Source organism: Nonomuraea sp. KM90, from assembly GCF_052246675.1.
Taxonomy (GTDB): Bacteria; Actinomycetota; Actinomycetes; order Streptosporangiales; family Streptosporangiaceae; genus Nonomuraea.
Map to the genome: position 1 here is coordinate 30,491 of NZ_JBQQCB010000028.1, position 23,707 is coordinate 54,197.

Consider the following 23,707-nt stretch of genomic DNA (forward strand, 5'->3'; position numbering starts at 1 on the left):
TCATCAATCTCAGTCGTGCCGCAGCGCCGCGTCGATGTCGTCCAGCCTGGCCTGCAGCTCGCTCAGGCAGGCAGGGGTGAGCCGGCCCTCCCGCATGCGGTCGGAGAGCTTCTGGCGCAGGCTCTCGGTCCTGGACTCCGCCGGGCCGTGCCGCGGCGCCACGGCGGTGTCCAGCACCTGCCGGAGGTCCAGCACGACGTCGGCGTCGGTCGCGCCGCACGGCGTCCTGGCCTCCAGCACGGTCCTGAAGCCGGCCGCGGCCTGCTCCACCGTGATCGTCGCGGACGGCGAGCTCTCGATCAGCCGCGCCGTCGGCCCCGGCGCCGGCTCGGCCACTCGCTGCTGCTGTTGCTGCTGCGGGGGCGGCCCCGTCTGCTGCTGGAACCAGAGCATGGCGGACAGGGCGATGGCCGCCGAGCCCGTCACGGTGAGGCCGCGCCGCACGTGCCGGCCCAGCGTCACCGTGCCGAGCGCGGAGGTCAGCGCGGAGACGATCTGCGCCGCCGTCGGCCGCTCCTCCGGCTCGTGCGCCAGGCAGCGCTGGCAGAGCGAGGCGACGGCGTTCGGCACGCCGGGGACGCGGGGAGGGGGCTCGGTGCGGTGAGCCGCCTCGATCTCCTCCCACGTGGTCTCCGGGTACGGCGTCCGCCCCGTGAGCATGGCGTGCATCAGCACGCCCAGGGCGTACACGTCGACCGCCGGATGGGTCGGCGCGCCGAGCAGCCGCTCGGGGGCGACGTAGGGAGGGGTGCCGCGATCGTCGTCGGGGTCGCCCGCCCAGGCCGCGATGCCGAAGTCGAGCAGCTTGGGCCCGTTGGCGGTGAGCAGCACGTTCTCCGCCGTGACGTCCCGGTGCACCAGGCCGCGGGCGTGCCCGGCCATCAGCACCCGCGCCAGCCGCAGCGCGATGGACGCCGCGTCCGGCCACGGCAGCGGGCCCTTCTCGATGCGCTCGGCCAGCGGCGTGCCGTCGAGCAGCGGCATCACGACGTAGGCCGCGACGCCGCCGCTCGTGGTGACGGTCTCGCCGTAGTCGTAGATCTCGATGGAGTCGGGATGGATGAAGCGCGCGGCGGCGCGGGCCTCGCTGCGTACGCTGACCCGATCTCCCGGGTCGGTGTGCAGCGAGGCCGTGAGCACCTTGACCGCGATCATCCGGTGCAGGGACTGGTCGAAGGCACGCCAGATGACCGACATGCCCCCGCGGGCCAGCGGGTCCAGCAACAGATACCGCCGGGCCAGCACGTCCCCAGGCTCAAGCCGACTCACGGATGACCAGTTCCGTGGGGAGTACGGGATCGATTCCCGCGGCCCCCGTCAGGAGCAGCCGGGTGGCGACGGTGGCGAGCTCCTCGACGGGCTGGCGGATGGTGGTCAGGGCCGGGACGGTGTGCCTGGCGACCGGGGCGTCGTCGAACCCGATCACCGCGACGTCCGCCGGCACCTTGCGTCCTGCCCTGCGCAGGGCCTGGATCGCGCCCGCCGCCATCAGGTCGGAGGCCACGAAGACCGCGTCCAGGCCGGGCGCGTGGCGTAACAGCCACTGCATCGCGTGCGTGCCCGACGCGGCGGTGAAGTCCCCGTAGGCCACGGGTACGTCGGGTGCGCCGGCCGCCTGCAAGGTGCGTATGAGGCCCTCCAACCTGTCACGGGCTCCGGGTAAGGACGGCGGGCCGCCGATGGCGGCGACGTTACGGCGGCCCGACAGCAGGAAGTGTTCGGCCGCCTGACGGCCGCCGTCGAGGTTGTCGACGTCGGCGAACGGGAGTTTGAGGTCGTGGGGCGGGCGGCCGATGTTGCGCACCGGTATGCCCGAGGTGGATAACTTGATCGCCAGGGGATGACGCTCTCTTGCGCCCACGATGAGCACCGCGCCGGACAGGGCGGGCAGCGTGGATGAGGTGGGGGTGACGGTGGTCACCATGAGGTGGGTGCCGTGCTCGTTTATCACGGCGCCCGCGGCGGACAGGAGCCTGGCGTAGTAGGGCTCGGAGAAGAGCCGGGGAAGGTGGTCACAGATCACCGCTGTGACTCCGTCGGCCATGGTTTTCGCGGCCGTTCCCCGGGGTGCGCGTTGTCGGACGTATCCCATGCGGGACACGGCGTCGTAGACTTGGCGGCGGGTCGAGGTACTGACCCGCACCGAGCCTGTGAGGACTCGAGATGCGGTCGCGGGGGAAACCCCTGCAGCGGCCGCCACCTGTGCCAGTGTGGGCTGCTCGGTCATGGAGCACCTCGCGGAAAGATCCTGGGAGCGCTCCCACGTTACCAATGTTTCGCCGCTGTTAATAGGGCCTTTGCAGGGAGTGCGTCCCACTGTGCGGACGCACTCCGAATTTGCTCAGCTAGAGGCGCTGGTAACCGGCAGAGGTTTCTGTGTCGGGTGTGGATCACGGCATATTTACGTGTCCGATTTGTCTTATCCGACAATCAGGAAACCCCTCCTACCCGTGATCATTCTCCGAACTCGGCCAGATCCCCTTCGTCGATCAAGCCTTCCTGGTCCTCGTCCGGCTCCGGCTGGACCACCGGCCGGCAACCCGAGCCGCAGCCGCCGAAGCGGGAGGTGTTCACCGGGGTGAAGTCGGTCGCCGGGGTGCCCTTCAGGGCGGCGATCATGGTGTCCTTCCAGATCGGCCCGGGGATCGAGGCGCCGAAGACCGAGGCGTAGTAGCGGCCGCCGATGGTGATGTTGTTGAGCTTGTAGTCCTGGGAGCCGCGCGGGTCGCCGATGCTGACCGCCCCCGCCAGGTCCGGGGTGAACCCGGCGAACCAGGCGGTGGCCTGCGCGTCCGTGGTGCCGGTCTTGCCCGCCGCCGGACGGCCGATGCCGCCGACGCCGCGCATGGTTCCCTTGGTGAACACGCCGGACAGGATGTCCGCCGCGGCGTCCGCGACCTCGGGGTCGAGGGCCTGCTTGCACTTCGGGTTGTAGGTCTTCACCTTGCCGAAGCGGTCGGTGATCTTGGTGATCGCCATGGGCGCGCAGTACTTGCCGCGCGCGCCGATGGCCGCGTACGCGTTGGCGACGGTCACCGGGTCCATCTCGTTGGTGCCGAGCGTGAACGTCTCGTACTCCGTAAGCGCCAGGCCGTCGGAGCGCTTGATCCCCAGCGACTTGGCCGTCTGGATGGTGTCACACAGGCCGACCTTCTGCTCCAGCATCATGAAGAAGGTGTTCACCGAGCCCCAGGTGCCGGTGGCCAGCGACTTGAAGCCGCCGCCGCCCTCGTCGTTGGTGACGGTGTGGCTGGGGTCGCCGATGTTCTCGCCCTTGCAGTTCTTGAACGTGGAGTAGTAGGGGGCGCGGTAGCCGCTGCCGACGCTGAACCCGTCGTTGATCTTCATACCCTCCTTGAGGGCGGTGATCAGGGTGAACGTCTTGAACGTCGAGCCCGCCTGGAAGCCGACGCCGCCGCCGTGCACGGCGTCCGCCACCACGTTGTACGACATCTCCTTCTTGCGCTTGTTGTTGCCGTACTTGCGGCTGGCGGCCATCGCCTTGATCGCGCCCGTGCCCGGCTCCACCAGGGCCTCGGAGGCGACCGGGTTGTCCGAGGCGAACACGTGCTTCCTGATCGCCGCGTCGGCGGCCTTCTGCATCCTCGGGTCCAGCGTGGTCTGGATCGTCAGGCCGCCCCGGTTGAGGAACTGGCTCCTGGCCTTGGCCGTCTTGCCGAAGACCGGGTTGCTGAGCACCTCGTTGCGTACGTACATGCAGAAGTACGGGTAGTCGCTGGCCCCGCAGCCGCCCGGGATGTCGATGCCCTTGTAACCGAGCTTCTTGGCCTTGGCCTCGGCGGCCTGCTCGGGCGTGATCTTCTTCAGCTCGGCCATCCGGTCGAGCACCACGTTGCGCCGCGCCAGCAGGGCCTTCTGCTGCGCCTTGCCCAGGTTCGGGTCCGTCGAGTTGGGGTCCTGCACGGCGCCGGCCAGCGTCGCGGCCTGCACCAGCGTCAGCTCCGACGCGCTCACCCCGAAGAAGCGCTTGGCCGCCGCCTCCACCCCGTTGGCGCCGGCGCCGAAGTAGGCGATGTTGAGGTACTTCTCCAGGATCTCGTCCTTGGTGTACTTGTTCTCCACCGCCATCGCGTAGCGCAGCTCCTTGAGCTTGCGCGCGTAGCTGGCCTCCAGGGCCGCGTTCCGCTCCTTGTCGGTGGTGGCCGAGTTGAGCAGCACCTGCTTGACGTACTGCTGGGTGATGGACGAGCCGCCCTGGGCGATGCCGCCCGAGGTGAAGTTCTTGGCCAGGGCCCGGATCGTGCCCTCGATGTCGATCGCGCCGTGCTCGTAGAAGCGGAAGTCCTCGATGGAGATGATGGCCGTCTTCATGATGTCGGCCACCTGGTCGAGCGCGATGCTCTCGCGGTACTCCTCCCAGAAGTAGGCGATCTCGTTGCCCTTGGCGTCCAGCACGGTCGTCCGCTCGGCCAGCGGGGGCTCCTTGAGCTCCTCGGGTTTGATGCCGAGATCCTCCGATGCCGAGACGAACATCGCTCCGGTACCCCCGACCGCGGGCAGCGCGATGGCGGCGGCCACGACGCCGGCCGCCGCCGCGGCCGCCGTCAGGCGTGCGACACTCGACAAACGGGAACCCATAACGGTAAACCCTCCCCCTCGTGGCATTTAGGGTGCATCCTAAACCCGGGCATGACGTGCTCCATGTAAAACCTTGGACGCCTTCCGCGGCTCGATTGTTCGGCCGTACGCGGGGTTTTTCGCCGGATTCAGGCGCAAACCAGGGGTTCGGGCATCTTGGGGCTCCTGCGCTGGCTGTGACGGGAGACTTTAGTTTCTGCCAGCCGGCGGCAAAGAAGCGTGTTGGCGGCGGGGCGGCCCGGCCGCGATCTGGCAACGTCTACCAGGGCATTTCTTCCTGGCCTTGGTGGAGGGGCTTATGCGTCGCGTCGGGGATGGCGAGCACGTGGATCGTCTGCTCGCCGCTGCCAGGAGTTGTTGGGGCGAGCCCGCCGGCGGCGACGGATGCGTCGTGGCGGAGGCGTACGACGAGGACCTGCGGGTCGTGGTGCGTACGCTGCTGGTGGCCAGGGCGGTCTGCGGCCTGCTCTCCGCGCGGCTGGTCGCGCTGACCGCGCCGGAGTGGCGGCGGCTGGCCGAGGCGTTCGGCGCCGCGGGGGACATCCGGCCCGACGTGCCGCCCCGCGCGCTGGTCACGAGCCGGCCGGACCGCGCCGTGCGCAGGGACGTCCCCGTCGTGCACGTGCACGGCACGGGGTCGCTGAAGGCGTACGCGCTGTTCCCCGACCAGGGCTCGTGCTCGATCGAGGACGAGCTGCCCGCCCGGGTCGGCGCGTTCTTCGAGCGGCAGGTCTGGCCGCACAGGGAGCTGATCAGGCCCGGCGCGGAGCGGGTGGCCTGGCGGGCGAAGAGCGGCTACCAGGTCCGTACGGACACCGAGCGCCGCCAGCTCCGCTACTACGGCTGCGCCCGGCTGGGCCTCGACCCCGACCGGCCCACCATCGTCGTGTTCGGCCACGCGCCGGATCGCGACGCGGAGCTGTTCGGGACGACGGCGGAGTTCGCCGCCGCCGACGAGTCCGCGAACTGGCTGTTCCTCGACCCCGCCCCCGTCGCCGGCCATCCCCGCATCAGGGGCGTGACCGGCGGGCTGTCCGCCAACCTCCTGTGGAGCATGGCGGACGTGGGCGTCACGTTCGAGGACAGCGATCTGCCCGCCTTCGGCATCCCCGTCATCCAGGCCGGCTGGTCGGAGGGCGCCGCCTGCGGGGCCACCCACGTCCCGGGCTCGCCGTCCGAGCACCGGCTGCTGCTCGGGGAGGCCGTCGCCAGGCACGCCAAGGGCGAGTCCCTCCTCGGGCCCGAGCAGCGCGAGCGCGCCCGGCTGTGGCTCTGGTTGCGCCGTTGCGGCGCCGACGTGCCCAGCCAGCTCGTGCCCCACTGGGAGCACGGCGACGACTACGCCCAGGCGCTCGCCGTCAACCTGCGGCACGTCGAGCACGACGGCGACCCCCTCTACGGTGCGGTCGCCCGCATGTGGGAACGGCGCGAACCCGTCCTCACCCGATTCGACTTCCACGACCCGATTGGGCTGGCCACCACACTCACCCCCTCGAGGAGCACCAGATGAGCAGCTCAGGATCCGCCACCGACCTGGACCAGGTGATCCTTCCCGCCATCCCGCCCGTACACCTGACCAGCGGCAAGGCCGCTCCTTTGCAGGTGACCGACCGGTTGCACCGCGGCCGCCAGATCCTCGGCAGGTTCGAGACCTCAGGGCTGGCCGGCTTCAAGGTGTCGGCGCAGGGGCGGCCGCTGCGGGTGCAGGTGGCGCTGTCCACCGACGAACGGTCGGTGAGCGGCTGGCACGAGGGACGTACCGAGCCGGCGAGCACGCTGCCGCGGTTCGTCCAGATCCGCTCCCAGGGGCGGCTGCGCCAGTGCGTGCTGCTGCGCGGCCGGAAGTCGCACGCCCGGGTGGCCTTCGACCTGTCGCCGGAGGAGATCCCCGACGACGGCCTGATCTGCATCGAGGCGCTGGACATCACCGAGGGCGACGGCGTCAGCGAGGAGGTGCGCCGGGCCGTGTCGGGCCGCGTCGCCGAGGACGGCGTGGCGGGGGTGCGGCTGGACAAGGTCGTGTTCGAGGAGCCGCCGCCGGTGGACTACGATCCCGACACGCTCGACGGGTCGCGGTGCGAGCTCTACTCGCTGATCAGCGCGGGCGGGCTGGCCAACCTCAACAGGCAGGGCGTACGCGCGCTGCGCTCGGGCATGTTCGTGGTCAACCCCGTGCTCAAGGACCGGTTCGGGTCCAGCGGCCTGATCACGCTCCGGCTCGGCACCAAGGCGGAGGCGGTGAGCGTGATCCCCGCGACGTGGCGGCGGGTCAACAGCGAGCTGCGCTGGCTGCGCCACGCCACCAGGAAGCTGCTGAACTCTGCGGCGCCGTCCGTGGAGCGGGTGCTCAGCGTCAGGGACGGGGACGCGGGGGCGCCGGAGCAGAACGTGCGCGGCAACATCACCGAGCTGGTGCTGCCCAGCCCGTCGAACTCGCCGCTGCTGGTGGTCCTGGCTCCGTGCCCGGACGCCGTACCGACCCTGGAGTCCGGCACCCAGCACTAGCCTCACCGTCCGCCACTCGCCTCCGGCCGGCCACCACCGGCCGCACTCACTCCCTTCGGCCAGGGCGCGTGGGCCTCCCTCCAGGGGACCCGCGCCTCCCTCCAGGACCCGCGCCTTCCTCCCGGCGATCCGCGCCGAGGACGGACGTCGGCACCGGGTGCTACGGGCGCGAATAGTTTTCGCTCGAATAAGATGCGGGTTCATGGGCGACGCTATCGACGGGATCCTCGAGCAGTGGCGGCGCGAGCGGCCCGATCTCGACCTGTCGGCCATGGACGTCTTCGGCCGGCTCGCCCAGGCCATGCGGCTCATGGTGCCGCAGGTGGACCGGGTCTTCACCAAGCGCGGGCTCCGGCAGGGCGAGTTCGACGTGCTGGCGGCGCTGCGCCGGGCCGGGGCGCCGTACACGATGATCCCCTCCGAGCTCTCGGAGGTGCTGATGATGTCGCGGGCCGGCATGACCAACCGGCTCGACCGGCTGGAGGCCGCCGGGCTGGTCGAGCGCAATTTGGACCCCGCCGACCGGCGCAGTTTCCGCGTCCGGCTGACCGAGGAGGGCCTGCGGATCGTCGACGACGCGCTCACCGAACACGCCGCGAACCTGGCCCGCCTGGCCTCGCCCCTCACCCGCGAGGACATGGAGACGCTCACCGTGCTCATGCGCAAGCTGGTCAGCGGTCCTCTCGGTAATCGGGGGGACGGCGGGGCCCAATAGGTCCGGAAAAATAGCGATCACCTGTGATAACGCCGCTCACTGGGCAGTTTGTCTGTGTGGGCAGAAGCGGTTTGCGCATCGAGACGACCCGGCATCTCCATTGCACGGTCATGCGCGCCAGCGGCGTGCTCGATCACGACGGCAGGGTCCGCTTCAGCGCTCGCATCAACGCCGTGTGGAACTGGTCGGCGGGACCTGTTCTGGTGCTGGACCTGGCCGACCTCGACTTCTACGACTCGTCGGTCATCGGGGTGCTGGCGATGGCGATGCAGCGGATGGAGGAGGAGGGCGACGGCCGGATCATCCTGGTGCGGCCCTCCGACCACCTGCTCTCGGTGTTGCGGCTGACGGATCTGCTGTCGCACGTGGAGTTGCGTGACAGCGTCGAGGAGACGGTGGCGGAGCTGATGCTGCGGTCGGGAGGACGCTCCCCTGAGCCCACCACCGCGATCCTGCGCGGCCCGCCGAGAGACGCGGCCTGAGCCCTGAGCTTGAGCTCTGAGCCGGTCTCGACCCCCGCCCGCACCCTCGCTGCCCGCCGTTCACAGCCGCCTTCTTGCAGCCCGCCTTTCTCAAGGCCCGCCTTCTCGCAGCCCGCCTTCCTTCGGGCCCGCCTGCTTACAGCCCGTACGCCTCCAGCAGCCGCAGCCACACCTCGCTCACCGTCGGGAACGACGGCACCGCGTGCCAGAGCCGGTCGAGCGGCACCTCGGCGGTCACCGCGATCGTGGCGGCGTGCAGCAACTCGGCCGCGCCCGGCCCGACGAAGGTGACGCCGAGCAGCACCTTCCTGTCCTCGTCCACGACGGCCTTGGCCCGGCCGCGGTAGCCGTCGCCCAGCAGGTAGGCCCCGGTGACCGCGCCCATGTCGTAGTCCACCGCGCGGACCCGGAAGCCGTCCGCGCGAGCCGCCTCCTCGGTCCGGCCCACGGCGCAGATCTGCGGGTCGGTGAAGACGACCTGGGGCGCCCCGTAGCCGTCGGCCAGGTCCCGCATCGCGGGGAGCTCGTCGCCCCGCGCGCGGGCGGCGATCACGTCGCCGCAGATCCTGGCCTGGTACTTGCCCATGTGGGTCAGGAGCACCCGCCCGTTGATGTCGCCCACGGCGTACAGCCAGCCGTCGGGGACCCCGGTGGCCCGCATGCTGTCGTCCACCTTGACGGGCGCGTCGTCGGGCAGGCCCACCGTGTCGAGGCCCAGGTCGCGGGTGGCGACGTGGCGGCCGGTGGCCACCAGCAGCTCGTCGGCCTCCAGCGGCGGGCCCTCGGCCAGGTGCACGGTCGCCTTCCCGCCGGGCTCGGGGCGTTCGACCCTGACCATGTCGGCGTGGAAGCGTACGTCGATGCCGTCCTCGGCGAACGACTCGGCGAGCATCTCCCCGGCGAACGGCTCCATGCGGTTCAGCAACTGGCCACCGCGTACCAGCACGGTGGTCTGCCGGGCGCCCAGACCGTGCATGGCCTGCGCCATCTCGCAGGCGACCACGCCGCCGCCGAGCACGACCAGCCGCTCGGGGATCGAGCTCGTCGCCGTCACCTCGTGGCTGGTCCAGGGCTTCGCCTCGGCCAGGCCGGGCACGGGCGGCACGACCGCGGTGCTGCCGGTGGCCAGCACGACGGCCTGGCGGGCGGTCAGCACGCGCTCGCCGCCGTCCTCCGTGGTGACGCGTACGCGCTTGGGGCCGTCCAGGCGGCCGCGGCCGCGTACGAACTCGGCGGGCACACTCTCGACCCAGCGCACCTGGCCGGCGTCGCTGTAGTTGGACACGGCCTCGTCGCGCCGGGCCAGCACGGCGGCCACGTCGATCTCCCCGAGCTTGAGCCCGGGAACCCGGCGTACCTCGCCGGCCAGGTCGATCGGCCGCAGCAACGCCTTGCTCGGCACGCACGCCCAGTAGGAGCACTCGCCGCCGGCCAGCCGCTCCTCGACGATCGCCGCCGTCAACCCACCCCGCACGGCCCTGTCCACGACGTTCTCACCGGCGGGACCCGCACCGATCACGATGACGTCGAATTCGTCAGCCACCCCAGCCTCCACATGTGCTCGCTCGGCTACGTTGAAATGGTTTCACGACAGGTCGGCGGCCTATCACGCCGGGCCGGAAAACCTGCCGAACCCCGGTGCAGCGGACGACTGCCGGCGTCGGCCGTGAGAGTCCTTTCATCTCGACCTCATCGTGGTCCAACGGCCGCCCGACACCCTGAAACCACCCGCGGAAGTCACCGCGGGACACCATCCAGGAGGGTTTCCATGGGTCAGGCATTACGGCGACTGCTGCTCGCCATCACGATCACACTCCTGCCGGCTGCCGTCGGCGTCATCCTCACCACAACAGCCGCCCAGGCGGCGACCGCCCCGACGAGCATCCACGTCACCACCTCGGCCGACGACGACGACGATGAGGACGACGGGGACGATGGAGACGGTGACGACGACGGTGGTGCGCCGCGTGGTGGCGTGGACACCGGTGTCGGCGGGGTGGCGTCGCGCGATGACGACGATGACGACGACGGCGCCCCTCGCGGTGGCGTCGACACGGGCGTCGGTGGGGCGGTGTCGCGGGACGACGACGATGACGATGATGGTGCGCCGCGTGGTGGCGTGGACACCGGTGTCGGCGGGGCGGCGTCGCGCGATGACGACGATGATGACGACGGCGCCCCTCGCGGTGGCGTGGACACCGGCATGGGCGGGACCGCCAGCGGTGGGACCGCCAGCGATGGGACCGTCGGCGGTGGGACTGCCACTGGTGGGTCTGACGGAAGCGGGTCCTCAAGCGGTGAGCTCACTGTGCGTGAGGCCGCGGGGAGCAGTGCGACCGACGAGGGCGGGGCGGTGCCGCTGGTGCCGCTGAGCTTGGCGGGCGCCGGGCTGTTCGCGGTGGGCGCTTACTGGCTGCGGCGCACCTTCTTCGCGAGGGGCTGACCATGCGCGCGCTCCTGGCTGCCACCGCGTGCGCCCTGCTCGCGACCAGCGCCTGCACCACCGGAAACGCTTTCGGCGGCGGCCCTCACCACGGGACCGTCGAGACCAGCGACGGGGTGCGGCCTGCGGTTGGTGGCAGCGGGGGTGGGGCCAACGCACGGACGACCAACGGGGCTGGCGAGGGGTCGGCGCTGAGCGTAGGGAGTCGTAGAGGTGGGTCCGGGGACGTGGCCCAGCCCGTACGGTTGCGCATCCCGGCCATCAACGTCTCCACCCGGGTGATCCCGCTGCGGCTCGATGCCGAGGGCCGTCTGATCGCCCCCACCAGGTTCGACCGGGTGGGCTGGAACAAGGCGGGGCCCGAGCCGGGCGAGAAGGGGGTCGCCGTGATCGCCGGTCACGTCGACTCCAAGACCGGACCGGCCGTGTTCTACCGCCTGTCCCAGCTGCGCAAGGGTGACCGCGTCCACGTCGATCGGGCCGACGGCAGCACGGCCACCTTCGTGGTCGGCCGCCTGGCCCGCTACGCCAAGGACCGCATCCCGAACAATGAGGTCTACGGTTCGGGCAGGGGCCGTGCCCAGCTCAGGCTGATCACCTGCGGTGGGACGTTCGACCGTGCACGCGGCAGCTACCGCGACAACGTGATCGTGTTCGCCGGCTGAAGCGGCTGAAGCGGCTGAAGCGGGTGAAGCGGGTGAAGCGGGTGAACCGGGTGATCCGGCTGTTGGCCGGGGCCCTGCCGCCGTAGGGCGGTGGTGCTGTGGGCCCGGGGCCTGCCGATGCGGGGTCGGCACCCTGGGTCCTGTCACCGTTGAGGCGGGGCCCGGGGTGCCGTCGTGGGGTCGGTGCCCCGGTCCCTCAGGGGCTTACCGGTGCGGGCCGGCACCCCGCGATCCGGTCATCCGTTGAGCTGGGACCCCAGGACGCTGCCGCCGTGGAGGCGACTCCACGGCGGCAGGGGCGTGTCTGCGGGTGGGCTCAGGAGGCGGCTGGTTCGTTGTCGGTCCAGCCGGACTTCACATCCGTGGTCCACGTCTTGGCGTTCAGCTGCTTGCCGTTGTGGATGGTGTCGAGCTCCGTCCCCACCAGCAGCAGGTCCCTTGTGTCGATGATCCGGGCGTGCCGGGCCTTGGTGTTGGAGCGCTCCGAGTGCTCGGTGACCTTCTTGCGGCCCTTGCCCGCGTCGGTGACGGTCGCGCCGGGCATCTGGGACAGCAGCTGGTACGCGGCCATTCGTACGGCCTTGGGGGCGGGCAGGCGGTGCATCAAGTCTGCGTACGCGGACGGGAGGTCAGTGTTCGGGTCGATCGGAGGTTCGCCCGGGGTGCTGTAGAGCTTCTGCAGCCAGGTCTTCAACTCCTTCGGGTCCGTGGGGGCTGCCTGCAGCTCCTCGAACGTCAATCGGGTGTATCCCAGGAACCAGCCGTGCGGCGGCCTGGGCGGGATCACGCGGCCCTTCTGCGGCTCCATCGACAGCTCCAGCAGCATGCCTTCGGTGCGGTAGCTCCACTTCTTGGGTGATCCGTCCCGCTTCCATGCGGCTCGGTCGGCGGCGGACTTGGGTGTCGCGCCCAGCCGCCGGAAGGTCGTCCACGCCCGGCCGTCGCGCAAGGTCCAGGTCTCGCTGAGCCGCCGCTCCACCAGCCAGTACTTGTTGTCGCCCCGGCCGACCTGGCGGGGGTGGGTCATGACCTGCAGGGTTCTGGTGCGCCAGTACTTGCCCTCGGCGACCGCCTCCCGTGTCCCGACGCCGGTCCGGCCGGTGGCGTCGGCGGACGTCGTGTGGCTCGCGCCAGTGAGGGCGGTAGCGGCAGTCATGTGGCCGGCAGCAGTGAGGGTGGCGTCGGCTGTCGTGTGTCCGGCGGCAGTGACGGCGGTAGCGGCTGTCGTGTGTCCGGCGGCAGTGAGGGTGGTGGCGGCAGTTGTGTGGGTTGCGGCGGTGAGGGTGGTGCTGGGCGGTGTGCGGGTCTCGGCCGTCCGGGCCGTGGTGGCTGGTGCGTGGTGGCCGGACGTCAGGACGGTGGTCGGGTGGGCCTGCGGTTGGAGCGTGTGGGCGGCGGGTGACGGGGCCGCGAGTGCCGCTGTGGTCAGGGCCGTGGTCAGTAGGGTTCGCATGAAGGTCTCTCTTGGTCAGTCGCGCGGCTGCGGGTTGGGGAAGTCGGGCTTCTGGTCGGTCCACACGCTCTGCTCGATCGCCACGAACGACATCAGCTCCCCCGTGTCCGGTGTGAGCGTCTCGACGGCCAGTGGCTCGCCGGTCGCCGAGTCGACGATCAGCCGGGTCTGCACCTGCCGGCCCGACCGCGTGTGGCTGGGCTGGCGGTAGAGGACGGCCTGTCCGGTCCGGCCGAGCTGGTCGGTCGCCGGTCCCTGGGCGATCACCCCGGGCAGCGAGGCCATGAGCCGGTAGGCCGCGGCCCGGACCTCGGACGGGACGGGGACGTACGCGATCAGGCTCTGCAGGTTGTGCAGCAGGCCCTCCATGTCGCCGGAGGAGGGCTCCATCAGGGCGCGCAGCCCTTCCGGGGTGGCGGGGAGCTGGTCCATGTCGGCCAGCGTCTTGCCGGTGAAGAGCAGGCGCCACTCCACGTCCCGCGACTCGTACGACTCGGGCTCCCCGGGCGCGGCCTCGACGTCGAACGGGTTGCCGGCCAGGTCGGAGGGGTTGACGGTCCTGTAGGCCCAGGACGACGGCGAGCCGGCGGCGCGCCAGGCGGCCTCGTCCCGCGGCGTGGCGGGCTTGGCCCCGAGGTAGCGCTGCACGATCCAGTGGGGGTTGGTCACCTCGCCGGCCTGGATCCAGGTCTCCTCGGCGGTGGCCGTCTGGATGACGTACCGGCCGGTGGGGTCGTGGAAGCGGGCGCCTCTGACCAGCTTGTTGCCCCACCAGGAGCCCTCCGCGGGCCGCTTGGCGACGGAGGTGGCGGCGGCCAGCAGGATCTGCCGCGCCGAGGGTGGCGCGACCGGTTCGGGGGCCGCGACCGTGGAGGCGATCATGACGGCCGCCGTGGCCGCTCCGGCCAGTCCCAGGCCGAACGTGGTCCAGCGAGCCGCGCGGATCCTCGCCTTCGGCGGCCGCTCCGCGGCGATCTCCCGGAGGAGCCTGGCCCGCCCCAGGGCGACCGTCTCCGTGGTGGGCCCCGGCACGGCGAGCTGCTCCCGCACCGCGGACAGGTCATCCATCTGCGTCTCCGATCATGGGATTGACGTCGCCGAGCGCGGCTCTGACCCGCTTGCGCGCCCGGTTGAGGCGGGAGCCGACGGTGCCCGGCGGGATGCCCAGCGACTCGGCCACCTCCTCGTAGCTCAGTCCGGCCACGGCCACGAGCAGCAGCACGTCCCTGTCGCCCGGGGAGAGCGCGGCCAGCGCCCCGGCGAGCGGCCCCCGCACGCTCGCCGCGTCCACCCGGCTCGGCACCCGGTCCTCGGGGCCCGCCTCGACCGGGTCGGCCGGCCGCGCGCGGCGGAACGCCGCCAGCATCCTGGTCACGCCCCTGCGGTGGCCGGCGACGAGCTTGGTCGCGATGCCGTACAGCCACGGCCGTACGGCCCCGAGCCCGGCGTCGTACGTGTGCCGCTTGCGGAAGGCGATCAGGAACGTCTCCGCGGCGAGGTCGTCGGCGGCCTCGGTGCGCAGCCTGGCGGCGAGGTAGCGGTAGATCTCCTCGAAGTAGCGGTCGTAGAGGATCGCGAACCGCTCCGGCCGGCGTAACGACTCGCTCATCACGCTCGCGTCGTCGGCCTGTCTGGGTGGATCGTCCACCTCTGGAGGGGCGGTCATGCGGGCGTCCCTTCTGTCGTTTACACCGCTACTCCACCGCTCGCCTCATTTGTCTTCACGTACGGCTGGCGTCGAAGTCCGTTAACCCGGGAGCCGTAGCGTGCTCGCATGGCGGATCGTTACCCGACGTCGGTCCCGTACCGGCAGCAGACGGACGGCTACCACACCTACCGGATCCCGGCGGCCGTGGTGACCACGACCGGTACGGTGCTGGCCTTCGCCGAGGGGCGGCGCGGCTCGGCCTCCGACTCCGGCCACATCGACCTGGTGCTCAGGCGGTCCACGGACGGCGGGCAGACGTGGGGCGGCCTTCAGGTGGTGGCCACGGAGCCGCGCCGGGGCACGGCCGGCAACCCGGCACCCGTCGTGCTGGACGACGGCCGGATCGTGCTGGTCTTCGTCCGGCAGGGCCCTTCGGCGACCGAGGAGAAGATCAGGCGCGGCCAGGTGGCGGCGGCCGACGGGCGGCGGGTGTTCGTACAGGTCAGCGAGGACGACGGCGTCACGTGGTCGGAGCCGCGCGAGATCACCGGCAGCGTGAAGCGGGCCGAGTGGCGCTGGTACGCGACCACGCCCGGCCACGCGCTCGTGCTGCGGCAGGGCCCGCACGCCGGGCGCCTCGTGGTCCCCGCCAACCACTCGCTGCCGCCGAGCGGGCAGGACAACGGGACCGAGGGCAAGTACAACGGCGGCCACGCGCTCCTGAGCGACGACGGCGGCCAGACCTGGCGGATCGGGTACGTCGACGACAACCCGGACGGGTACGTCAACGTCAACGAGACCACCGCCACCGAGCTGCCCGGCGGGCGCGTCTACCTCAACACCCGCACCGACTCCACCGCCCCCGGCACCAGGGCCGACGCCTACTCGGCCGACGGCGGCCAGACGCTGGAGCTGCCCTTCCGCCCGCAGGCCGGGCTGGTGGGCCCGGTGGTGGAGGGCAGCGTGTCGTGGTGCGACTCGCCGGACGTGCTGCTGTTCTCCGGCCCGGCCGCCCCCGACGCGCGGGCGCTGATGACGGTACGCGCCAGCGACGACCACGGCGTCACCTGGCGGGTGGCGCACACGGTGTCCGGGCTGCCCGCGGCCTACTCCGACCTGGTGCGGGTGGACGGCGACACGGTCGGCCTGCTGTACGAGACCGGGAACTTCGGCCCGTACGAGACCATCGCCTTCCGCCGGATCCCGCTCGCGGAGCTGGTCACCGGCTGAGACCCCGGCCTAGGTGGTGAGCACGTTCATCACCATGATGAGACCGTGAACGGCGCCGTCCTCCGTACGCAGGTGGGACAGGTGCACGGTCAGCGGCGCCGGCCGCCCCCGGCGGTTGACCGCGTCGAGCACCAGCCCGTCCACCGCTTGGAGCGGATCGGACCCGTCGGTCAGCGCGGCCCGCAGGCGCGGCACCAGCGGGTCGAGGGGCAGGCCGATGTCGAGGCCGCCGAGCGCCTGGCCCATGGCCTCGTCCGCCCGCACGCCCCACAGCTCCTCCGCCCCGGAGCTCCAGACGGCCACCCGCAGCTCCTCGTCCAGCACCACCACGGCGTCGCCGAGGCTGCGCACCACCGAGGACACGAACGTGTTGACCTCGTCGAGCTGGATCGTGCGGGCCGTCAGGGCGTCGTTGATGTGCTGCAGCTCGTCGTTGGCGGACTGGAGCTCCTCGTTCATCGTCTCCAGCTCCTCGTTGGTGGACTGGAGTTCCTCGTTCGTCGTCTCGAGTTCTTCGTTGGTGGACTGGAGTTCCTCGTTCGTGGTCTCCAGCTCCTCGTTGAGCGACTGCAGCTGCTCGTAGGCCTGTTCGAGCTGCCCGTTGGCCAGCTCCAGCTCGGTCCTGAGCGTGCGGTAGCGGGTGACGTCGCAGAAGTGGATGCCCACGCCGACGAGGGTGCCCGAGGCGAGCATCGGAACGACGGAGACGTCGAAGACGCCCCTTTCCGGCAGGCCGGCGCGGTGCCAGATCACCTCGCGCAGCTCGACCGGCCCCAGGTCGTGGCGGGCCTGCTCGATGACCGAGCGCAGCTCGACGGGCCGGTAGGAGACCTCCAGGTCCTGGAAGGGGCGGCCGACGTCGCGCGGGTTGAGGTTGAACAGGGACTCGGCCTTGGCGTTGGCCAGCGCGAGGTTGCCCGCGGCGTCCACGACGATCTGGGCCACGGGCCCGGCCGCCAGCGCCACGGACACCAGCGTGGGCGGGCGTGCGGCGAGATCGTCGGCGGTGCCGGTGACCGGCCACGGCGCCCGGTCGTCGTGGTGAGCCGGCCTGACCTTCCGGAACAGGCGCATGCGCAGGTCCACCGGCACGAACTTGTCGCTGTGGTTGAGCAGCATCTCCGCCTTGCCCAGGAACAGGAAGCCGGGGTCCGACAGCGCGAAGTGGAAGCGCCGGACGATGTTGAGCTGCATCTCCGTGTTGAAGAACATGAGCGTGTTGCGCGCCAGGAGCAGGTCCACGCGGGAGATGGGGGCGTCGCGGGTGAGGTCGTTGCGCCCGAAGATCAGCTGGCGGCGCAGGTCGCGGCGGAAGGAGTGGCCGTTGTCCAGCGGCTCGAAGTACGTCTCGCGCAGGTCGATCGGCACGTCGGTGAGCGTGCGGTCGGCGTAGACGCCCGTCCTGGCGACCTGCAGCGCCTTGTCGTCCAGGTCCGTGCCGTAGATCTTCACCCGGTCGCGGAACTGGTCGATGCCCATCTCCTCGGCCAGCACCATGGCGACCGTGTAGACCTCCTCGCCGGTCGCGCAGCCGGCGCTCCACACGCGGATGGGCCGGCCGGTGGGCTTCTGGTCGAGCAGGGCGGGGACCACGAGCTCGCGCAGGCGCTGCCATGCCGAGGTGTCCCTGAAGAAGCCGGTGACGTTGATCAGCAAGCTGTCGAAGAGCCTCGTGAACTCCTCCGGCTCCAGCTCGAGCAGATCGCGGTATTCGCCGTAGTCGCGCAGCTTCAGCGTCTCCATCCGGCGGGCGATCCGCCGGATGAGGGTGTTGCGTTTGTATCCCGTGAAATCGAACCCGCGGGTCTCCTTGAGGAGGACGAGGAGGTCGTCGAACTCACGCTCTTCCTCTGATGCCACAACGGCAGACTACGCCGATCCCGTGAGGTCAACTTGGCAGTGGAGTGCCGCCGTTGCGGCCGATGCGGGATTGCAGCATGCGAATGGTATTCAGGGCTTCGAGGTTGCGTTCCGCCTCCTCGTGGAAGTACCGCAGCGAGTGCTCCCGCCCCCGTTCCCCGGCGGAGTGCCGCAGCCGCTCCAGCACCCGTATCCGCTCCTCCAGCCGCTGGATCGCCACCCACAGGGCACGCTCGACCGCATCCGACTGGGCGTTCATCATGCTGTCGCCGGTATAGGCGTGGCCGACCCGGCAGACGTATCGGGACGTCATCGTGCCCACCTTCTGCTCATATATAGGGCCATTGCACTCGGGGCAGCTGAAGGCGATCAACTCGCCCCCCGGCTCGGCCAGCGCCGGTGTCTCCCGCAGGAACTGGTCGACCTCTTGCTCGATCTCGTTGTCGTACACCTGGCCCTCCGTGCCGACAGTGGTACGGCTCTGCCGCAGGATCCACCTCGCGAGGTCGCGTACGGGGAGCGCCTGGGCGCTCGGCACCGCCGTCCTGGCGGCGCTGGGCATGCCGGGAAAGGCGCATTCCGTGAGATCCTGGACGGCCACCGCGCCCCCCTGCCTGTCGATCGCCTCGCAACCCTTGGCCCCGTCGTCCAGCGTGCCGCTCAGCACCATGCCCGCCGCCCGCGGTCCCGCGTCCAGCGCCGCGCTCATGAACAGCGGGTCGGCCGCCGGGCGGTGCCCGTTGTGCCGCGGGCCCCGGGAAAGGCGCGCCTTGCCGTCGTTCAGGAGCAGGTGGAAGTCGGGACGGGCGACGTACACGCGGCCTGGGCGCACCGGTTCGCCGTCCACGGCGGGAGCCGCCCTGAGCGGTCCGGCCCGGTCCAGGATGCCGGCCAGTACGCTGCCTCCCCGCGGCGCGACGTGCAGGACCACGAGCACCGCGGCGGGCAGGTCAGGGGGCAGCTCGCTCAGCAGGATCCGCAGCGGGTCGACACCGCCCGCGGACGCGGCGACCACGACCACGTCGCGCACCGCTGTCGCCATCTCCTCCCCCTGTCCAGGAATGGGGAGGACATGCGCCTCGGCCGGAGATCAGGGACCGGGACGCGGAAATCGGGGCCCGGCCGAGCTCGCGCAGCGGGGCTCCAAGGCCCAGCGCGCGTGCGTGAGGTTGGCGCGCAGGGTTCCCAGGCTGTCGTTGCAGCGCTCGCGGGCGGTGATCAGCCGCATGCGGGCCCTGGCCGCCGCGGCCAGCTGGTCGGCCAGGGTCTGCTGCTGGTGGACGGCCTGCTCGCAGAGCGTGCGCGACTGATGGATGATCGCCGGTAGCGAGCCGTTTCCCTGTGGGCCGTGCCCGTGTGAGCCGTTTTCGGGTGGGCCGTTTTCGGGGCCGGCGGGCGGCCTGGGTGGATCGGTCTCCGACCGGCCGGGTGGCAGCTCGCGCGCGGGCCGGGGACGGTCGCGGACGGACGGCTGGACGCGCGGCACGCTGCGCAGGCGCGGCAGGTGGCGGTGGCCGGCAGGGAGCAACGCCGGCGTCTGGTATTCCACCACTCCGGCGGCCGCGAGGGCCTCCGCCATGCTGGCGAACACCGGCATCGCCGCGCAGGCATGCGCGGCCATCAGCCCGATGAGGCGGCGCAGCGCCGGCTGGGCCTCGGCGATGGCCAGGTGGCCGCCCTTGCCCTGCAGGACGCCGTGAGTGTACGCGAACTGCTCCAGGCCGTTCAGGTCGCAGAACCAGAGGTCTCCCGCCGCCACGAGCACGTATTTCACCGGCGACCTCGGCAGCGGATCCAGGAAGGCGGCCAGCACCGGCCTGGTCGTCGAGTCCAGCTCTCCGGTCAGGGCGACCACCAGGGTGGCGTCGTCGACCGGGACAAGGCGCACCGACAGCTGCATCATCGCAAGCCCCCCTCCCCACCCGCCACCGCGCGATCGGGACCGCCGCGCCGGCGGATTTCCGGCTCGCCGCCCATCCTCCTACCCGGCGGCGGAAAGAGCCAGGTGATTCGGTATCAAAGGGCCACGCGGGCGGCGAGGGGGTTGGGCAGGCTCGTCCAGCTGTCGCCCGGCGGGGCGCCCTCCAGCCGCGAGAGCAGGTGGGCCTTGACCGCGACCCGCGCCCCGAACAGGGCGTCGCGGTCGGCGCGTACGTCCGGGGTACCGGGCAGCGCCTCGAACGCCCGCCGGGCGGCGGCGGCCACGACGTCCCAGAGCCGGGCCTCCACCGCCCGGTCGCCCTGCCCGAACAGGGAGATCAGGCTGCCGAACGTGGTGCCGACCAGCGACCCGAACAGCTTGGCGTGCAGGATCGCGGGGTCGTCGGTGAGGAGCCGGGCGCTGACCGGCGGGACCTCGATCCCGTTGCGGGCCAGCCTGGCGGGGCTGATCCTGACGTCGGCCAGATCGCGGTAGATCAGCCGGTACGGCAGGCCGTCCCCGCCGACCGCCACCACGAGGTTCTGGCCGTGCGCCTCCAGCGCCACCCCGAGCGACAGCAGGCCCAGCGCGTTCGTCAGGGCCAGGCGGGCGAACGCGGCCAGCCACGCGCCCGGGGTGCGCGCCGTCGCCCGGGTGACCGCGGCGACGGGCAGCACGGTCCCGGCCTCGTGCGTGGGCTCGCGGAGCATGGCCGACAGGTCGGCGCTGTGCTCGCCGTGCACCGAGCCCGCCGCCCCGGCCAGGTAGCGGGCGATGCGCAGCCCGCCGCCGCACCGCGCGGACAGCGTGGTGAGCAGGTGCGACAGGGGGACGCAGTCGCGTACCGAGCCGGGGGAGATGTCCCTGACGCCCGAGGTCATCCGCGTGGTGAAGGCCGTCTTGAGATGCGGGCCGCCGTCCAGCGGGGCGAGGGTCCGTACGGACATGAGCGGCCGGGTCCTGATGACCCCCGTGGCGTACGGCCGCAGGCCCAGGGCGGGCAGGACGTGACTGGTCTGCCAGGGGTGCACGGGCAGCAGGAGCCGGTCGCCGTCCATGAGGGAGGCCGGCCACGGACCCGTGACCAGGCAGTCCCGTACGGGCAGCGCCAGCAGGTCGAGGGCGACCGTGGGGCGGTGCTCCGGCATGTACGCGAGCTGCTCGGCCACGGAGACGCCCGGGCGGTTGCGGCAGCCCGGGTGATAGGGGTGGCCGTCCACCACGCTCTGCTCGTAGTCCTCAAGCGTGGCGGCGGGCCGGGCGGAGGCGCCCGCGCGGGAGAGGGCCAGCGAGGCGACGCTGTTGTCCAGGTCCTCGACCAGCCGGTCCGTGCCGGGCAGGCCGAGGGCGGCCAGCAACTCGGCCGGGTGCGTGTGGGGGCGCTCGTCCAGCCAGAGCGCGGGCTCGACCCCGAGGTCGTACGGCCGCCGCGCCCGCCCCGTGAGGCTGCGCCCGTCGGCCAGCAGCACGCAGGCGGGACCGGAGGCCGTCAGCCCGGGCAGCGGCTCGTACAGCAGCCCCCGCCACAGGCGGCCCAGGACGGCGGCGCGCGCGCCGGGGAGCGCCCCGGCGTACGCGGCGGACAGGTCGGGACGCACGAGGGCCAGCTCCGCGGCGAAGTCCGCCTCCAACGGCCTCATATTTCCCACCTTTCCCAGAAACATGCCGCGTAGCTACTCTGTGGGCACTAATCGGGACAAAGGGTAGGAGTAGGGTCGACATGGCATCTACTGACTTCCTTCCTCCACCCCCCGGGCCGGGGTGGGAGGCAGCTGCGGAGGCCGAGGTCCTCGCGGTGACGGCGCTGCTCAACTGCCTGATCCGGGAAGTGGCCCGGCCCGACGGCCCCGGCACGTACCTGCTGCCCGCGACCGGCCACGTGCTGCGCGTCGGTGGCACGCGTTTTCCCACCGCCCCCGCCCTGCGCACCCCGGACGGCTGGTGCCCGCTGCCGCTGGCGGACCTGGTCGCCTTGACGGCCGCGGAGCTGCGGGCGAGCACCGGGGTCGGCAACGACGTGCTGCCCGCCGAGATCCTCCAGAGCCGGGACGTCACGGCCGCGCTGCTGGCGGCCAGGCGGACCGCCGTGCTGCCCGCGGACCCGTACCTGCGCTCCGAGCAGGCCCTCGTGGCGGGCCACCGCTACCATCCCGCGCCCAAGGCGCGCGGCGGGTCGGGCCCCGAGGCGTGGCTGCGCTACTCGCCCGAGGCGCGCACGAGCTTCCCCCTGACGCTCCTCGGCGTGCCCGCCGAGGACCTGGTGGAGGAGGGGGACGCGGGCGCGCTGGACCGGCTCGGCGGCCCGGCCGGCGACGGCCTGGTCCTGCTGCCCGCCCACCCCTGGCAGGTGGAGCTGCTCGGCGGCCTGCGGGACGGCCGGCTGCGGCACCTGGGGGTCACGGCGGCCACGGCGGTGCCCACCGCGTCCATCCGCACGGTGTACCTGCCGGAGGCGGACCTGTTCTGCAAGTTCAGCCTGGACGTGCGGATCACGAACGACGTGCGCCGCCTGTGGCTGCACGACCTGCGCCACCTCCAGACGGTGGTGGCCCTGGTGGACGCGGCCTTCGACGACTTTCCCGAGCACCTCCCGCGCCCGGCCGTGCTGCGCGACCGCGGCTACCGCAGCGCGGAGCTGGGCGGGGACGGGGGCGAGGCGCTGGCGGTGATCGTCCGCGACGGGCTGCGCGAGCACGTGCGGCCCGGGCTGACCGCGCTGCAGGCGGCCGGGATCAGCGAGGGCTTCCCCGGCGACCCGCTCGACGGGCTGGACGAGGACGGGGCGCTCGTGTGGTGGGAGCGGTACCTGGAGCACGTGGTGCCGCCGGTCCTGCACGCGTACCTGCGCCATGGGGTCGTGCTCGAATGCCACCTGCAGAACGTGCTGGTCGCGGTGGACGAGCGGGGACTGCCCGCGCAGGCGCTGTTCCGCGACCACGAGGGCGTCAAGCTCGTCGCCGAGCGGCACCCGCGGCTCGGCTCGCCCGTGCTGGGCGGCGTGCGGGCGTGGGAGCGGCTGGTCTACTGCCTGCTGACCAACAACCTGTGCGAGATCGCCGGTGCGGTGACGGCCCGCCGTCCCCGGCTGGGCGACGAGCTGTGGGCGCGGGCCAGAGCCGTGTTCGCCGCCGCCGCCAAGGAGTACGGCGATCCGCCCGAACTGCGGGACCTGCTCGCCGCCGCCCACATCCCCGCCAAGGCCAACCTCCTGCTGCGCTGGCTGGACGCCGACGGCGCGGCCATGCGGTGGGTGCCCGTCCCCAATCCGTTGAGACTCTTTACGCCATAAGCTATCCTTGCGGTGACGATTCTTTACGGCGTACTGAGTTAGGGGGCGCACGATGGGCCGAGCGAGGATGCACGACGGGAGCACCATCGAGGTGGAGGTGCACGGGTCCGGCCCGGCCGTGCTGCTGCCGGTCGATCCACAGCCTGTGGAAGGCGAGCAGGCCGACGAGCTGCGCAAGTGGGGTGCCGATCCGGCGCTCGGGCGCTCCCTGATCGACGGGCTCAGCGACGCCTTCCAGGTCGTGGCCTTCGACTACACGGGTCACTGCCTGAGCACCCCCAAGCCGGACACGCTCACGCCCGAGAACGTGGCCGCCGACCTGCTGGCCGTGGCCGACGCGGTGGGGGCCGAGCGGTTCGCGTACTACGGGTACTCGTGGCTGGGGCTGAGCGGGCTGCAGCTCGCGATCCGGACCGACCGGCTCGCCGCGCTGGTCATGGGCGGGTATCCGCCGTACGGCGGGCCGTACGCGGAGATGTTGCGGGTCACCGAGGCCGCGTACGCCGAGGCCGTCAACCCCACGCCCGCGCCCGTCCTGAAGAGCTCCGACGACGCCTACGACTGGTCCTCGGCCGCGGTCAGCACGACCGAGGAGCAGGCCAAGCAGTTCGTCACGCTGTACGAGGCCCTCCGGGGCTTCGACGACCGGGCGGTCCGGCTCTCCTGCCCCCGGCTGTGCTTCGCCGGGTCCGCCGACGCGATCAGCTACGACGAGCGGTGGGGCGGTGTGGTCGTCGACATCGGGGGACCGCTGGTGCGGCACCGGGCGGAGCTCGAAGCGCTCGGCTGGGACGTCGAGGTGCTGGACGGGCTCGACCACATGGGAGCCATGCAGGCGGCCACCGTGCTGCCGATCCTGCGCCCGTGGCTGACCAGGGCGCTGCGGGAGTAGGCGCC

The 23,707-nt window shown here is 71.8% G+C and carries 20 protein-coding genes; 9 read left to right on the plus strand and 11 right to left on the minus strand.

The features are described 5' to 3' along the window. Window positions 1-9: 9 nt before the first annotated feature. The 3 genes from ACTWPW_RS26610 to ACTWPW_RS26620 form a co-directional block, all read right to left on the minus strand. A complete protein-coding gene (locus ACTWPW_RS26610) occupies window positions 10-1,269 on the minus strand; it encodes a serine/threonine-protein kinase (RefSeq protein ID WP_443170222.1) in 1,260 nt (419 codons plus the stop codon). Next, window positions 1,256-2,227, minus strand: a complete 972-nt coding sequence (locus tag ACTWPW_RS26615) for a LacI family DNA-binding transcriptional regulator (RefSeq protein ID WP_364114159.1) — start codon at window positions 2,225-2,227, stop codon at window positions 1,256-1,258. The genes ACTWPW_RS26610 and ACTWPW_RS26615 overlap by 14 nt, the downstream gene beginning before the upstream one ends. Window positions 2,228-2,454: 227 nt before the next feature. Next, complete coding sequence (locus ACTWPW_RS26620) at window positions 2,455-4,587, minus strand: transglycosylase domain-containing protein (protein ID WP_375110747.1); 2,133 nt, start codon at window positions 4,585-4,587, stop codon at window positions 2,455-2,457. A gap of 310 nt (window positions 4,588-4,897) precedes the next feature. On the opposite strand from ACTWPW_RS26620, the gene ACTWPW_RS26625 reads away from it, so the two are divergent. The 4 genes from ACTWPW_RS26625 (at window position 4,898) to ACTWPW_RS26640 (ending at window position 8,301) form a co-directional block, all read left to right on the plus strand. Further along, complete coding sequence (locus ACTWPW_RS26625; protein ID WP_443170223.1) at window positions 4,898-6,109, plus strand: hypothetical protein; 1,212 nt, start codon at window positions 4,898-4,900, stop codon at window positions 6,107-6,109. Next, entirely contained in the window at window positions 6,106-7,104 is a 999-nt protein-coding gene (locus ACTWPW_RS26630) for a hypothetical protein (protein ID WP_375110750.1), read from the plus strand. Before ACTWPW_RS26625 ends, ACTWPW_RS26630 begins: the two co-directional genes overlap by 4 nt. 202 nt (window positions 7,105-7,306) lie before the next feature. Beyond that, on the plus strand, window positions 7,307-7,819 hold the full coding sequence (locus ACTWPW_RS26635) for a MarR family winged helix-turn-helix transcriptional regulator (protein WP_443170224.1): 513 nt from the start codon (window positions 7,307-7,309) through the stop codon (window positions 7,817-7,819). Window positions 7,820-7,875: 56 nt separating this feature from the next. Beyond that, window positions 7,876-8,301 (plus strand): STAS domain-containing protein, encoded by a 426-nt coding sequence (locus ACTWPW_RS26640; protein ID WP_375110752.1) that lies wholly within the window; start codon window positions 7,876-7,878, stop codon window positions 8,299-8,301. Between the two features lie 136 nt (window positions 8,302-8,437). Here the strand turns inward: ACTWPW_RS26640 and ACTWPW_RS26645 are convergent, their stop codons facing one another. Then, on the minus strand, window positions 8,438-9,844 hold the full coding sequence (locus ACTWPW_RS26645) for a dihydrolipoyl dehydrogenase family protein (RefSeq protein WP_375110753.1): 1,407 nt from the start codon (window positions 9,842-9,844) through the stop codon (window positions 8,438-8,440). A gap of 225 nt (window positions 9,845-10,069) precedes the next feature. On the opposite strand from ACTWPW_RS26645, the gene ACTWPW_RS26650 reads away from it, so the two are divergent. Continuing rightward, on the plus strand, window positions 10,070-10,744 hold the full coding sequence (locus tag ACTWPW_RS26650) for a hypothetical protein (RefSeq protein WP_443170225.1): 675 nt from the start codon (window positions 10,070-10,072) through the stop codon (window positions 10,742-10,744). 227 nt (window positions 10,745-10,971) lie between these two features. Further along, on the plus strand, window positions 10,972-11,409 hold the full coding sequence (locus ACTWPW_RS26655; protein ID WP_443170226.1) for a class F sortase: 438 nt from the start codon (window positions 10,972-10,974) through the stop codon (window positions 11,407-11,409). A 316-nt stretch (window positions 11,410-11,725) separates the two neighbouring features. On the opposite strand, the gene ACTWPW_RS26660 is transcribed toward ACTWPW_RS26655, so the two are convergent. Genes ACTWPW_RS26660 through ACTWPW_RS26670 form a run of 3 tightly spaced genes read right to left on the minus strand, consistent with a single transcriptional unit; the run spans window position 11,726 to window position 14,528 of the window. Beyond that, complete coding sequence (locus ACTWPW_RS26660) at window positions 11,726-12,862, minus strand: hypothetical protein (RefSeq protein WP_443170227.1); 1,137 nt, start codon at window positions 12,860-12,862, stop codon at window positions 11,726-11,728. Window positions 12,863-12,877: 15 nt separating this feature from the next. After that, window positions 12,878-13,930 carry a CU044_5270 family protein gene (locus ACTWPW_RS26665; protein WP_375110757.1) on the minus strand — a complete coding sequence of 351 codons (1,053 nt, stop codon included), beginning with the start codon at window positions 13,928-13,930 and terminating at the stop codon, window positions 12,878-12,880. Next, complete coding sequence (locus ACTWPW_RS26670; protein WP_443170228.1) at window positions 13,923-14,528, minus strand: RNA polymerase sigma factor; 606 nt, start codon at window positions 14,526-14,528, stop codon at window positions 13,923-13,925. Before ACTWPW_RS26670 ends, ACTWPW_RS26665 begins: the two co-directional genes overlap by 8 nt. A gap of 108 nt (window positions 14,529-14,636) precedes the next feature. Here ACTWPW_RS26670 and ACTWPW_RS26675 point away from each other — a divergent pair, with 108 nt between their 5' ends. Then, window positions 14,637-15,740 (plus strand): sialidase family protein, encoded by a 1,104-nt coding sequence (locus tag ACTWPW_RS26675; RefSeq protein WP_443170229.1) that lies wholly within the window; start codon window positions 14,637-14,639, stop codon window positions 15,738-15,740. Between the two features lie 9 nt (window positions 15,741-15,749). Here the strand turns inward: ACTWPW_RS26675 and ACTWPW_RS26680 are convergent, their stop codons facing one another. From ACTWPW_RS26680 to ACTWPW_RS26695, 4 genes are all read right to left on the minus strand, one after another. Further along, window positions 15,750-17,600: a CheR family methyltransferase gene (locus ACTWPW_RS26680; protein ID WP_443170230.1), complete on the minus strand. Its 1,851-nt coding sequence runs from the start codon at window positions 17,598-17,600 to the stop codon at window positions 15,750-15,752. Window positions 17,601-17,628: 28 nt separating this feature from the next. Next, on the minus strand, window positions 17,629-18,642 hold the full coding sequence (locus ACTWPW_RS26685) for a chemotaxis protein CheB (RefSeq protein WP_443170231.1): 1,014 nt from the start codon (window positions 18,640-18,642) through the stop codon (window positions 17,629-17,631). 48 nt (window positions 18,643-18,690) lie between these two features. Next, the gene (locus ACTWPW_RS26690; protein WP_443170232.1) at window positions 18,691-19,503 is read right to left on the minus strand and encodes an STAS domain-containing protein; all 813 of its coding nucleotides are present in this window, start codon (window positions 19,501-19,503) and stop codon (window positions 18,691-18,693) included. 113 nt (window positions 19,504-19,616) lie between these two features. Continuing rightward, window positions 19,617-21,161 (minus strand): IucA/IucC family protein, encoded by a 1,545-nt coding sequence (locus ACTWPW_RS26695; RefSeq protein WP_443170233.1) that lies wholly within the window; start codon window positions 21,159-21,161, stop codon window positions 19,617-19,619. Between the two features lie 80 nt (window positions 21,162-21,241). Between ACTWPW_RS26695 and ACTWPW_RS26700 the strand changes: the two genes are divergently transcribed. Then, entirely contained in the window at window positions 21,242-22,810 is a 1,569-nt protein-coding gene (locus ACTWPW_RS26700; RefSeq protein WP_443170234.1) for an IucA/IucC family protein, read from the plus strand. Between the two features lie 52 nt (window positions 22,811-22,862). Next, window positions 22,863-23,702 (plus strand): alpha/beta fold hydrolase, encoded by an 840-nt coding sequence (locus tag ACTWPW_RS26705; protein ID WP_443170235.1) that lies wholly within the window; start codon window positions 22,863-22,865, stop codon window positions 23,700-23,702. The last annotated feature ends 5 nt before the right edge of the window (window positions 23,703-23,707 follow it).